Raw genomic sequence first — 12,044 nt, forward strand, 5'->3', positions numbered from 1 at the left:
TTATTTATGGAATTATGTGTTATCAGTAGATATTGTCATAGATCCTGCGGGTGAGCTTCATGAAAGTCGCGATTTCATCATCCGGGATGTCATGAAAGGCGCGCTCAAAAATCAGGCCAGCTTTAGCTCGGATCTGATCGATAGCTTTGCCACCCTTTTCAGTAAGGCGAACTTCGGTCACGCGACCATCAGCTTGAGAAATACAAGTTTCGACCAATCCCTCATTTTCCATCCGGTAGATAAGCTTCGTCATGGTAGAAACGCGGATAACGGCCAAATCTGCTATCCGACTTATCGGAGCATATTCGCACTCATGAAGGATGTTGATTACCCGCCAGCGCGGGACATCCATCCCAATGGGCTTCAGATGCGCATCCATCCGTAAGTGATACAACCCGACCAAACGTGACAGATGGAAAAACGGGGATGTATCAGGAGAAAATGCAGGATCGGTAGGATGCGCCTGCCGCCATGTTTTACCTCGCTTCAAGTGACTTCCCCATAGCTCTTATTCATGGTGGCTAGCAGTACCTGATAGTTTCAGGACAGGGAAGAATGATCCTTTGAACGTTTAGCAGGCCAATAGAGCGCTGCTGCAGAGCAAATTGCGAGAAGAAACACATAGACGATTACGCCGTTCACACTTCCAGTCTCATGATACAGGAATGCGGCCAGTAACGGAGACACTCCGCCGGCTATAATCGAGCCAAACTCGTGAGACACAGCAATGCCAGAATAACGGCAGTGGGCCGGGAATAGTTTTTCGAGCAGATGGGGCTCTACAGCGATCATCGGCGCATGTGCCAACATCATAATAAAAGCAAACGCGAGAATGACGCTGGTTGGTTGGCCAGCCGCCACGAGCGAGAAGAAAGGTACAATCAACACAGCAAGGGCTACGATTCCAAAAAGATAGATCCGTGAATGATCCCATCGGCTCGATAACCAGCCAAAAATCGGCATCATAAGCCCATCTACCGCCAAACCACATGTAACGGCAGCAAGAAGTATAGAGTCAGAGACATGGCATGAACGGCCATAAGCAAGCCCGAAAACAGAAATGAGATAAATCCCACCATTTTCTGAGAGCCGGACACCAATGCCTCTCAAAATAGCTACCGGTTCACAAAAGAGTGCACGAAACGAAGATACGGGTGATGCATGCGTCCTGACAGGCGCAGCTGTGAGTGAAGAGCGTAAAAATATTCCGAGGACAACAAAAGGAAGCGTTGCAAGAAACGCTATACGCCACCCCCAGCTTAGAAATTCTTCCTCAGGGAGCTGCCGCAGCAGCCACATTGCCCCTGTTCCCAGCACCATTCCCAACGCCACACCAGACTGGCTCAGGGCAAGCATGAGATGCCTGGATTTACTGTTCGTCTGGATAGCACCACCGAGCACCAGTACGCTTCCTGCCCACTCGCCCCCGGCTGCTCCACCCTGAATAAGCCGAAGCAGGAGTAAAAGCAGAGGAGCTGAAACGCCGATCTGAGCATATGTGGGGAGGATACCAATCAACGCTGTAGCTACACCAATCAAAAACAAGGTCCAGCGTAACGAAACAAGATGCCCATATCTGTCGCCAATATAGCCAAACAACATTCCGCCACCAGGGCGTACAAGAAACCCAGTGCCGAACAACGCAATTGCTTCGACTTGGATGAAAAAAGGATCGTGTTTCTGACTAAAAAACATTCGTGAAAAAACGAGTGGCGTAGCAGAAGCATACAGAGAAAAATCGTACCATTCCACAATGTTGCCAATCATTGCGCTTGCTAATGCTACCTTTGTTTTATGCATCGGCGCTCTCCCTCGTATGTTTCATATCGGATCGATTTATTGGAGAAATTTCAACTAAAATTTCTTTAGGGGTTGATGAGGTGAAGGGATCGAACAACCATTAATTGATAGGCTTTTGCGCCTGATTTCAGGTTTCTAGCGCTTTGATTGATGGTTTCTGGGCCTGACTTTCGCGCTACGTCTATCTCAGAGTGATGGTTGCATGTTCTGGTTTTTACGATGTAGCATCAATCCGTTCCAAGAACAGTATGGACGTGCTACGGTTTTATGACGATTGGAGGGTTCGAAGAACCCTCTGGTTTTGAGCCTGCCTTTGTGGTTCCATTTTTCCTGCGTTGATTGGGGTATGGAAGATGAAGCAGCCGGGTTTCTTTGATGTTGAAGAGCGACTTGCTCGATTGAGCGGGCTTGGTGATCAACTCGAAGCGTTTTCCCGGACTGTGTATTTTGAGGTGTTCCGCCCTGATCTGGAGATGTCTCTGACCTATTCAGACGGGAGCAAAGGCGGTCGTCCCCCGTTTGATCCGGTGTTGATGTTCAAGATCCTGGTGATCCAGACCTTGAACAATCTGTCTGATGAGCGGACGGAATATCTGATCAACGATCGCCTCTCCTTCATGCGCTTCCTTGGTCTGGGGCTTTCAGATCGGGTGCCTGACGCCAAAACGGTCAGGCTGTTCCGTGAACAGCCTGACCCAGGTGGGTGCGATTGAAAGACTGTTTGATCGCTTTGACGCGACCCTGCGCAACGCCGGTTATCTCCCGATGTCGGGCCAGATCCTGGACGCAACGCTGGTGGCTGCTCCAAAGCAGCGCAATACGAATGCCGAGAAGGCAGATCTCCGGGCGGGACGTATTCCCGAAGACTGGCAGGACAAGCCGCCCAAACTGTTTCACAAGGACCGCCATGCGCGCTGGACGCTGAAGTTCACGAAAGCAAAGCGGCAGGATGACGGGAGTATGCCCGCAACGGATCTCGCTATCCCGTTCTTTGGCTACAAATCCCACGTCTCTATCGACCGGAGTTCAGGATGATTCGCAAATGGAAGACCACAGATGCCGCCGCCAGCGATGGGGCACGATTGAGAGAGGGGCTGCTGGATAAAACCAATACGGCCTCTCAACGGTGTGGGCAGATACAGCCTATCGCTCAAAAGCCAATGAGGACTTCATGGAAAAGCAGGGCTTTGTCTCAAAGGTTCATCGCAAAAAGCCGCATCTCAAGCCTATGTCCCGGCATATCCAGAGATCCAACGCAGGGAAGTCGGTCATCCGATCGCGTGTCGAGCACGTCTTTGCCGATCAGAAATCCCAGACGGGACTGTTCATCCGAACTGTCGGCATCACACGAGCCACAATGACGATCGGACTGGCCAATATCGTCTACAACATGCGCCGTTTCCTCTTCCTGGAGAGAATGAACGCGAGCGCGTAGTAATCCAGCAAAGGATAACTCCAGATCTGCTCAAAGCACAGATCAGAAACCATCAATCAGTATGCCAAAACTCAGAAATCAGGACAAAACTGTATCAACTAACGGTTCTTCGACCCCTCCACTTGTCTGCTGCCTTCATAATACTTTCCACAAAATCCGCGAATTGACGGGCTTTGGCGGTGATCATCCGTCCTGCGGGAAAGACAGCCCATAGATCGATTGTCGGCAGGGACCATGCGTCAAGAACACGAACGACGGCGCCACTGTCGAGTTCTGGCGCAAACATCCAATCGGACGCGATGGTCAGTCCCATATCCGCCAGAACGGCAGCCCTGAGCCCTTCCGCGGCGCTGACCTTAAGTCGTCCGCTGACAGAGACCGACACTGCGGTACCTTCGTGCAGGAATGACCAGGCGCTTGGTAACTGGCTGTAAATGATCGCCTCATAGTTCGCCAGATCCGCAGGAGAGCGGAGGGCTGCTGCCTGTTTGAGGTAGGAAGGCGTGGCGAGGACCGAGCGTCGTCCTGTTGCAATCTTCCGGGCGATTGCCGTGGAATCCGTGAGTGTTCCCATCCGCAGGGAAATATCGACGCCTTCCGCCACGAGATCGATCATTCGGTCATCAAGAATGATTTCGACGGTCAACTGAGGATGGTCCGCAAGAAACCGCGGTAACTCCGGGATGATGTGCAGCCTTGCAAACGTCGTTGCCGCCGAAACCCGCAGTCGGCCTGATAGACCTGCTCCAGCTCCCTTTGCGGAAAGCTCGGCTTCATCGGCCTCTTGAATCGCGTTTCGTGCCCGCTCGTAGAAATTTTGTCCCGCCTCGGTCGGCGTCAGGCCATGTGTGGAGCGAATGAGTAGACTGACCTGAAGGCGCGCCTCAAGCTGCGCGATGGTCTTCGAAACTGCGGGTTGCCCCACGCCGAGCTGCCGTGCGGCTGCCGAGAATGAGCCAGTGTCCACCACACGGATGAACATGGCCATTGCCTGATAACGGTCCATAATATTCCTCCAGGGAATGACCCTTATCGCCTCAAGCCCCCTGCCTTGTCGAGCATGGAATAGGCATCTCTGGTGCATCAACCCGGACAGGCCGGGTTTCAAAGGAGCCCAGAGATGTCCGGTTCATTCATACGCGCTACGTCTGCGCTGGTGGTCGCAGACAGTCTTCTGGCTTTCCATCTGACAGAGACAGCCTCCTCCATGCTGCATCGGCCCTTCTGGGGCAGGTCATGTCCGGCCTGTCTTCCACAAGACAGGGAGAAACCGCCGATGCTTGACGTCTACGCTTTCGCAACACCCAACAGCGTCAAAGTGACAATCACACTAGAAGAGCTTGATTTTCCCTACACGCTTCATGGCGTGAACGTCCACAAAGGGGAGCAGAAGACCCCGGAATTTCTAGCCCTGAACCTCAATGGGAAGGTGCCGGTTCTCGTGGAAACGGATGAGATGGGACAAGCATTTTCTCTGATGGAATCAGCCGCCATCCTCGTTTTTCTTGCGGAGAAAACAGGCCGACTTCTTCCCGCTCAAGGGGAAGCCCGTGCCCGTGTTTTTGAGCAACTGTTCTTTCATGCCTCTGGCCTCAGCCCGGCCTTCGGACAATCCGGCTTTTTCCAAAGGTTCGCAGCAACGTCCGAGCCGATTGCGCTAGAGCGTTTCTCCACCGAGGCAAACCGTACACTCCATGTCCTCGACACTGTCCTGATGAAAAACCGGTTCGTGGCTGGAGACGAGTTTACCATCGCCGATATCGCCCATTTCGGCTGGCTGTGGCGTCGCGGCTTTCCCAACATCACGCTCGACGACACACCTCATGTCGCCCGCTGGTATGCGGACATCGAAAGCCGACCTGCCGTGCAACGCGGCATCGCCGCCGTCGAGCCCTCGTTCTCCAAGCCTGAAACAGATCCTTCCAAGTAAGAAACCATGTCCAAACTTTTTACACCGTTCAAGGCCGGGACGCTGTCGCTCGACCATCGTATCGTCATGGCCCCGCTGACACGTCTGCGGTCAGAACCCGGCGACAAAGCAGGCGCGCTGCTCTGCGAGTATTACACTCAGAGAACGTCGCAAGGCGGTCTCATCATTTCCGAAGCAACCCCGGTGGCACGGGAAGGCTACGGCTATGCTGGCGCTCCTGGCATTTATGAGGATGCGCAAATTGAAGGATGGCGCACTGTCACGGATGCCGTTCATGCCGGCGGTGGGAAAATCGTCATGCAGCTCTGGCATGTTGGACGGCAGTCTCATCCTGATCTTCAGCCGGGCGGCAAGGCTCCTGTCGCGCCGTCAGCCATTCAGGCTGAGGGCGATGCCTATACACCTCATGGAGCCCGGCCGTTTTCGATGCCGCGTGCCCTGGAACTCCAGGACATTCCAGCTGTGATCGACCAGTTCCACCAAGGTGCGGTTCGTGCCAAAGCCGCCGGTTTTGATGGCGTGGAAATCCATGGTGCGAATGGTTACCTCCCGGACCAGTTCCTGCAGGACGGAACCAATCACCGCACGGATGAGTATGGCGGCCCGATCGAAAACCGCGCGCGGTTTCTGCTGGAGATTACGCAGGCTGCCATTGATGTGTGGGGAGCAGATCGCGTCGGCGTCCGGCTTAGCCCAAGTGGCACTTATGGCTCCATGTCAGATAGTACTCCGCAGGAGACCTTCGGGTATGTCGCCGCAAAACTTGGCGCTCTGAGCATTGCCTATCTGCATGTCGTCGAACCCCGCATCAAGGGGACGGAACTGATCTCAGAATCAAAGCCGGTGGCGGCAAAGCACCTGCGCCAGCATTTCCGTGGTACCATCATTGCTGCGGGCGGCTTCACTGGTGAGAGCGTAGAAGCAATTCTTCAGGCAGGCGATGCGGATGCAGTAGCGTTTGGACGGACCTTCATCAGCAACCCCGATCTACCAGATCGTCTGCGCCACAACCTGCCGCTCACTCCATACGATCGTACAACTTTCTACGGCGGTGGGATGCACGGATACACTGATTATCTCAAGGCCCCGACTTCAGACTGACGGCCATTCCGGCGGGGAATGACCAATAGTCCTTCGTGCCCTCATCCCTGAAAAAGCCAGCGTCCCTAACGTCAGGCGTCACTTCATTTCAAAGGAAATACCCATGTCTCTTCAAGCAAAACTCGACGCTTTCAAGGCTGATTTCGAAGCGGGTAAGCCGCCTTACAATGTTCCGGCTTCGGTGATTGAGGTCATGCACCGTGCAACCGCTGAACTGATCTCTTCGGGTGCAGCGGAAAACACGCTCAAAGCTGGGGACCAGGCTCCTTCCTTCATTCTGAACGACCCGGAGGGCAATCCGGTGTCCTCCGCAGATCTGTTGTCAAAAGGCCCACTGGTCATCAGTTTTTATCGCGGTGTGTGGTGCCCCTACTGCAACATGGAGCTTCAAGCTCTTGAGGCTGCACTTCCGTCTTTCCGCGAACTCGGCGCAAGCCTGATTGCCATCTCACCGCAGACGGCCGTGAACAGCCGCAAGTCGGTCCGTCAGAACCATCTCGATTTCCCCATCCTGTCGGATGTCCATAACGACGTTGCAGCGGCGTTCGGTTTGCGATTTGCTCTGCCGGACTATCTCGTGGATCTCTACACCAGCCTGAAAAACGATCTTCCGTCTTTTAATGGTGATAACAGCTGGACGCTGCCGATGCCCGGCCGTTTCGTCATTGGGCAGGACGGCCTAATTCTCTATGCCGAGGTCAATCCTGACTATACCCGACGCCCGGATCCAGAAGACATGCCGCCGGCACTTCGAAAAGCAACACAGGCTTCGGCAAACTAATTCTTAGCCTTTTAGCGCCCGGACATGGCCTTATCGGCTCTTGGTTCAGGACCATACCGGTCGCCATCACGCAAAAACTTTTCCTGCACTGAACCCAGGGGAGTGGCCCATGATTCACTTCTACTATGGCCCTGGTCCGAACCCGGCAAAAATTGCGCTGTTTCTGGCTGAAACAGGCATGGCTTTCGAAGCCATCCCGGTCGATACCTATCGTGGTGCCCAGCATGATGCCGCGTTCCGGGTCCTTAATCCCAACGGCAAGGTTCCTGCTCTCGTGGACACGGATGGTCCACAGGGCAGTCCCGCAACCCTGTTCGACTCCACGGCCATCCTTCTCTATCTGGCTGAGAAAACGGGACAGTTCCTCGGAACGGCGCAGGATCGCCCCCAGCTTCTGTCCTGGCTGATGTTTGTTGCAACGGGTCTTGGCCCCTTTTCAGGACAGGCTGTGCATTTCCAGCATGCGGCACCGGCACGTCTGGACTATGCGGTCCATCGATACCGTCGTGAAGCGGAGCGGTATTATCAGATCCTGAACGATCATCTGGAAGGACGATCTTTCATTGTCGGCGATCATTATACGATTGTGGACATGTCGGCATGGGGCTGGCTGGACCGGGCAGTGCGGGTCATGAAAGATGAAGACAGGCCGTTGGAACGCTGGCCCAATCTGAGCCGTTTCATGGACATGATGAACGCTCGTCCAGCAGTCGATCGTGCCCATGCCATCATGAACGGGCACGCATTCAAGACTGTCATGGATCAAGACGCGCGCCAGGCCATGTACCCGACCAGTTTCTCCCCTGCGTCAAAAGGAACAATCTCATGAACGAACCCTCCGATTATACACCCCCAAAAGTCTGGACATGGACGGCACCAAGTGGCGGCAAATTCGCCAGTACGAACCGCCCGAGTGCCGGCGCCACCCACGAGCAGACCCTGCCCGTTGGCCGACACCCTCTCCAGCTCTATTCTCTTGGCACACCCAATGGCGTCAAAGTCACGATCCTGCTTGAGGAACTGCTTGCTGCGGGCCATACGCAGGCCGAATATGACGCCTGGCTTATTCGCATTGGCGAAGGGGACCAGTTCGGCTCCGGCTTTACGGAGATCAATCCAAACTCCAAAATTCCAGCCCTTGTTGATCACAGCGGCGATCAGCCTCTGGCCGTTTTTGAGTCCGGGTCAATCCTGCTGTATCTGGCCGAAAAATTCGGTGCCTTTATTCCCAAAGATATCGCCCATCGGACAGCCTGCCTGAACTGGCTTTTCTGGCAGGTGGGCAGTGCGCCCTATATCGGCGGCGGTTTTGGGCATTTCTATGATTATGCGCCAGAGAAAATCGAATACGCGATCAATCGGTTTGCCATGGAAGCCAAGCGGCAACTAGATGTGCTTGAACGGCGCCTTGCAGAAAGCCCTTTCATAGCTGGCGAAGAATATACAATTGCCGATATGGCGATTTTTCCGTGGTATGGTGGCCTGGTAGAGGGTTGGCTCTATAATGATGCGGCCACGTTCCTGAGCGTTCAGGACTATCCCCATCTCAAAGCATGGGCAGACCGACTTCTGGAACGACCAGCCGTTCAGCGTGGCCGTATGGTCAACCGGACATCCGGAGAACTCTCAAGCCAGCTTCATGAACGTCACGACGCCTCCGATTTCGAGACAAAGACGCAGGATCGTCTTGGCAGCAAGGCATAAATCATCGACGTCTGGTTTCTTTCGCGCGCTTTCGAAACCGGACATTCCGTTTCCCCCCTGATTCGCCTGGCGGCTCAGCGATATTAGAGCAGCCAGGCAGCAGTCGCCTCATCTCGGTCATTTGAGCGTTTATAGTAGTTGCCCGAAAGCAGACATTGTTAGGCGAAGCGTGACAGACGGAACTTGGGACTTTCGCCCGTAACAAACCTTATTCATCTCCTATAGCGTAGGGCATCCAGAACAAGGTTGAATGCTGGAGAGGGCTGACGCCTGCTTGGGTAATACAGATAATAGCCATCAAATGGCTCACACCACTCTTCAAGAATTCGCACCAGGCTTCCGGAAAAAAGGTAATCTTTGACATGATCCTCAAGCATGAAAGCAATACCGTGCCCGGTGAGCGCAGCTTTTACAATCAGATTGATATCGTTGAACACAAGCTGTCCTTGCGTTTTAACCCGGATCTCTTTGCCATCGTGCTCAAACTCCCAAGCATATAATCCACCGGAAGTCGGCAAGCGCAGGTTGATGCAGTTGTGTTGCGCAAGATCGTACGGCGTTTCCGGAATGGTCTTTCCGCTCAGGTATGATGGCGAGGCCACGGCGGCCATCCGAAGGCGTGGACTGACTGGCACCGCAATCATGTCCTGCTCCAGTCTTTCTCCAAGCCTTATTCCAGCGTCATATCGCTCAGCCACGATATCGACGAGGCCTCCTTTAATATTGATTTCCACGTTGATGTCAGGATGTTCGTCTGTGAGACGATTAATAGCTGGCCAGAGCACTGTGTACGCCGCGTGAGAACTTGTCGTGATCCGAACAGTGCCAGCAGGGCGGTCCCGCAACTCGGTCAGTGCGGCAAGCTTCTGATCAATCTCCTCAAGGGCAGGACGCAGTGTTTCTATAAGGCCTTCCCCAGCCACAGTAAGTGCCACACTCCTGGTTGTGCGCGTAAGAAGCTGTAGGCCCAGTCTGGCTTCGAGCCGCCGAAGAGAATGGCTGAGCGCAGATTGTGAAATGCCAAGTTTGCCCGCGGCCTTGGTGAAGCTGCCTTCATCAGCAACTGCCATGAACATGGCCAGACTTCCAAGCTCTTCACGCCGCATTTTACTCGGGTCTTCTGATGAGTTTCATGACTAAAAGTCATAGACCCAAGAAATTTACCTTGTCTAATCGATTGATGAGTCTGGGCTTATGATTTGCGTGTTTAGAGCCTTGGCAGATGCCCAAGGATTAACACGCGGGATCAAGAAACATGCAAAAACGTCTGTTGGGCCAGAGTGGTCTGGAAGTATCAGCGCTGGGCTTCGGCTGCATGGGCCTGAGCTATGGCTATGGCCCTGCCACCGATCGCAAGGATGCTATTGCCCTGATCCGCGCAGCATATGAGCGTGGAGTCACTTTCTTCGATACTGCCGAAGCTTATGGGCCAGACATCAATGAAGAAGTCGTTGGGGAAGCACTAGAGCCGGTTCGTAATCAAGTCGTGATTGCCACCAAATTTGGGTTCGTAAACGGCATACCAGCACAGGGATTGGATAGTCGGCCAGAGCGTATTCGACAGGTTGCAGATGAAGCGCTGAAGCGCCTGCGGACTGATAGGATTGATCTCTTTTACCAGCATCGCGTCGATCCAAACGTTCCGGTCGAAGATGTTGCCGGAACAGTGAAAGATCTTATCGTAGCGGGTAAGGTCAAGCATTTTGGCATGTCTGAAGCCGGAACGCATTCAATCCGTCGTGCACATGCCGTACAGCCAGTTGCAGCTCTCCAGAGTGAATATTCGATGTTCTGGCGCGAGCCGGAATTGGAAATTCTGCCGCTCCTTGAAGAACTGGGGATAGGCTTTGTGCCATTTGCGCCGCTTGGCAAAGGGTTTCTGACTGGAAAACTCGCCCCCAAGGTCGTGTTCGCCAAAGATGATTTCCGAAGCTCTGTTCCCCGTTTTCAAGCAGATGCACTGGCCGCGAACCAAGCTCTTGTTGATCTTGTCAAAGCTATTGCATCTGAAAAATCCTGCACGCCTGCGCAGGTCGCCCTGGCGTGGCTTCTGGCGCAGAAGCCGTGGATTGTTCCCATTCCGGGTACGACCAAGCTTTCCCGCCTCGAAGAAAATCTGGGAGGAGCTGATGTCATTCTGACGCGTGATGATCTGGCCCGCATTGAGCCGGCCCTTAACGACATCACACTTCAAGGGGCCCGTTATCCCTCCTCATATCAAAAGCTTATCAATCGCTGAGCCTCACCGCGGAGAGAACAGTCATGACAATCACCATTCCTGCAGTGACACTGAACAATGGCATCCAGATGCCCTCTCTTGGCTTCGGCGTGTTTCACCGGCCGAGTGCGAACGGAGTGTCCGGGACGCCATTGATGTCGGTTACCGGCTTCTCGATACCGCAACGTCCTATGAGAATGAGGAAGCCGTCGGTCATGCGATCCGCAACCATGGGATCGACCGCGGCGATTTGTTTGTAACCACCAAGCTCTGGATTAAAAATGCAAGCTATGAGGGAGCCAAGGCTGCTTTTGAGCGCTCGTTGAACAAACTCCAAACAGACTATCTCGATCTCTGGCTGATCCATCAACCATACGGAGACGTCTATGGGGCATGGCGCGCAATGGAAGAACTGTATCGTGCGGGCCGTATCCGGGCGATCGGTGTCAGCAACTTCTATTCTGACCGACTGGTGGATTTTGTACTGCACAACGAGGTCACGCCAGCGATCAATCAGATTGAACTCCATCCTTTTCACCAGCAGGACGATGCGTTGGAAATCCTGAAGCAATATGATGTTCAGGCGGAAGCCTGGGGACCGTTTGCAGAGGGGCGAAACGGGCTGTTCTCTAATGACGTGCTGCAGTCAATTGCGCAGAAGCATGGCAAAACCATCGCTCAGGTCGTGCTCCGTTGGTTGAATCAGCGCGGGATTATTGCAATCCCCAAGTCAGTGCGCAAAGAGCGTATGGCTGAGAACTTCGCAATTTTCGATTTTACGTTGGATGATACTGATCTCAGAGCGATTGCCATGCTCGATCAGAAAGCCAGTAGTTTCTTCGATCATCGCGATCCGGAGAAAGTCCGCTGGCTGGGGACAAGAAGTTTAGGGTGAGAGGTCTCTTCTCAGGGTTGTCTGTGTGAATTGAGATTGTTGCGGATCTTATTGAAATCGAGTGGATATTTTTCGATTCATGCTAGTTAAAGGGGATGTCCGAGTATCGGCAATTTTGCTCATAACCGGACATTCTTCTTAGAGCCTGTTTGGAAAATCGATCTGATGTGATTCAAGCTC

11 protein-coding genes and 1 pseudogene are annotated in these 12,044 nt (G+C 53.6%); 8 read left to right on the forward strand and 4 right to left on the reverse strand.

Features of this window, described 5'->3' with window-relative positions; all coding sequences use genetic code 11:
• Positions 1-22: 22 nt before the first annotated feature.
• Both B7444_RS12945 and B7444_RS12950 read right to left on the reverse strand, forming a co-directional pair.
• Positions 23-490, reverse strand: coding sequence for a MarR family winged helix-turn-helix transcriptional regulator (locus B7444_RS12945; protein ID WP_035730576.1), 468 nt, complete (start codon positions 488-490; stop codon positions 23-25).
• A 50-nt stretch (positions 491-540) separates the two neighbouring features.
• Complete coding sequence (locus B7444_RS12950; RefSeq protein WP_007284235.1) at positions 541-1,800, reverse strand: MFS transporter; 1,260 nt, start codon at positions 1,798-1,800, stop codon at positions 541-543.
• A gap of 353 nt (positions 1,801-2,153) precedes the next feature.
• On the opposite strand from B7444_RS12950, the pseudogene B7444_RS12955 reads away from it, so the two are divergent.
• A pseudogene (locus B7444_RS12955) lies at positions 2,154-3,235 on the forward strand (IS5 family transposase).
• Positions 3,236-3,329: 94 nt separating this feature from the next.
• Here B7444_RS12955 and B7444_RS12960 read toward each other — a convergent pair.
• Positions 3,330-4,241, reverse strand: coding sequence for a LysR family transcriptional regulator (locus B7444_RS12960; protein WP_007284239.1), 912 nt, complete (start codon positions 4,239-4,241; stop codon positions 3,330-3,332).
• A 114-nt stretch (positions 4,242-4,355) separates the two neighbouring features.
• Between B7444_RS12960 and B7444_RS12965 the strand changes: the two genes are divergently transcribed.
• From B7444_RS12965 to yghU, 5 genes are all read left to right on the forward strand, one after another.
• Complete coding sequence (locus B7444_RS12965; protein ID WP_007284240.1) at positions 4,356-5,165, forward strand: glutathione S-transferase family protein; 810 nt, start codon at positions 4,356-4,358, stop codon at positions 5,163-5,165.
• Positions 5,166-5,171: 6 nt separating this feature from the next.
• Positions 5,172-6,266 (forward strand): alkene reductase, encoded by a 1,095-nt coding sequence (locus B7444_RS12970; protein WP_007284241.1) that lies wholly within the window; start codon positions 5,172-5,174, stop codon positions 6,264-6,266.
• A 103-nt stretch (positions 6,267-6,369) separates the two neighbouring features.
• Positions 6,370-7,047, forward strand: a complete 678-nt coding sequence (locus B7444_RS12975) for a peroxiredoxin-like family protein (protein WP_007284242.1) — start codon at positions 6,370-6,372, stop codon at positions 7,045-7,047.
• A 109-nt stretch (positions 7,048-7,156) separates the two neighbouring features.
• Positions 7,157-7,876 (forward strand): glutathione S-transferase family protein, encoded by a 720-nt coding sequence (locus B7444_RS12980; protein ID WP_007284243.1) that lies wholly within the window; start codon positions 7,157-7,159, stop codon positions 7,874-7,876.
• Positions 7,873-8,751 carry a glutathione-dependent disulfide-bond oxidoreductase gene (gene yghU, locus B7444_RS12985; protein WP_007284244.1) on the forward strand — a complete coding sequence of 293 codons (879 nt, stop codon included), beginning with the start codon at positions 7,873-7,875 and terminating at the stop codon, positions 8,749-8,751. The genes B7444_RS12980 and yghU overlap by 4 nt, the downstream gene beginning before the upstream one ends.
• Before the next feature lie 212 nt (positions 8,752-8,963).
• Here yghU and B7444_RS12990 read toward each other — a convergent pair whose 3' ends face one another.
• On the reverse strand, positions 8,964-9,857 hold the full coding sequence (locus B7444_RS12990) for a LysR family transcriptional regulator (RefSeq protein WP_007284245.1): 894 nt from the start codon (positions 9,855-9,857) through the stop codon (positions 8,964-8,966).
• A gap of 149 nt (positions 9,858-10,006) precedes the next feature.
• Between B7444_RS12990 and B7444_RS12995 the strand changes: the two genes are divergently transcribed.
• Both B7444_RS12995 and B7444_RS13000 read left to right on the forward strand, forming a co-directional pair.
• The gene (locus B7444_RS12995; protein ID WP_007284246.1) at positions 10,007-10,990 is read left to right on the forward strand and encodes an aldo/keto reductase; all 984 of its coding nucleotides are present in this window, start codon (positions 10,007-10,009) and stop codon (positions 10,988-10,990) included.
• Complete coding sequence (locus B7444_RS13000) at positions 10,899-11,864, forward strand: aldo/keto reductase (protein ID WP_231502987.1); 966 nt, start codon at positions 10,899-10,901, stop codon at positions 11,862-11,864. The genes B7444_RS12995 and B7444_RS13000 overlap by 92 nt, the downstream gene beginning before the upstream one ends.
• The last annotated feature ends 180 nt before the right edge of the window (positions 11,865-12,044 follow it).

This window comes from Gluconobacter thailandicus F149-1 = NBRC 100600, from assembly GCF_000964465.1.
Taxonomy (GTDB): Bacteria; Pseudomonadota; Alphaproteobacteria; order Acetobacterales; family Acetobacteraceae; genus Gluconobacter; species Gluconobacter thailandicus.

Excerpts from the sequence above, each read along its gene's own strand:
- B7444_RS12950 (WP_007284235.1), bottom strand. The coding sequence starts at position 1,800 with ATGCATAAAACAAAGGTAGCATTAGCAAGCGCAATGATTGGCAACATT.
- B7444_RS12960 (WP_007284239.1), bottom strand. The coding sequence starts at position 4,241 with ATGGACCGTTATCAGGCAATGGCCATGTTCATCCGTGTGGTGGACACT.
- B7444_RS12965 (WP_007284240.1), top strand. The coding sequence starts at position 4,356 with ATGTCCGGTTCATTCATACGCGCTACGTCTGCGCTGGTGGTCGCAGAC.
- B7444_RS12970 (WP_007284241.1), top strand. The coding sequence starts at position 5,172 with ATGTCCAAACTTTTTACACCGTTCAAGGCCGGGACGCTGTCGCTCGAC.
- B7444_RS12975 (WP_007284242.1), top strand. The coding sequence starts at position 6,370 with ATGTCTCTTCAAGCAAAACTCGACGCTTTCAAGGCTGATTTCGAAGCG.
- B7444_RS12980 (WP_007284243.1), top strand. The coding sequence starts at position 7,157 with ATGATTCACTTCTACTATGGCCCTGGTCCGAACCCGGCAAAAATTGCG.
- yghU (WP_007284244.1), top strand. The coding sequence starts at position 7,873 with ATGAACGAACCCTCCGATTATACACCCCCAAAAGTCTGGACATGGACG.
- B7444_RS12990 (WP_007284245.1), bottom strand. The coding sequence starts at position 9,857 with ATGCGGCGTGAAGAGCTTGGAAGTCTGGCCATGTTCATGGCAGTTGCT.
- B7444_RS12995 (WP_007284246.1), top strand. The coding sequence starts at position 10,007 with ATGCAAAAACGTCTGTTGGGCCAGAGTGGTCTGGAAGTATCAGCGCTG.
- B7444_RS13000 (WP_231502987.1), top strand. The coding sequence starts at position 10,899 with ATGATCTGGCCCGCATTGAGCCGGCCCTTAACGACATCACACTTCAAG.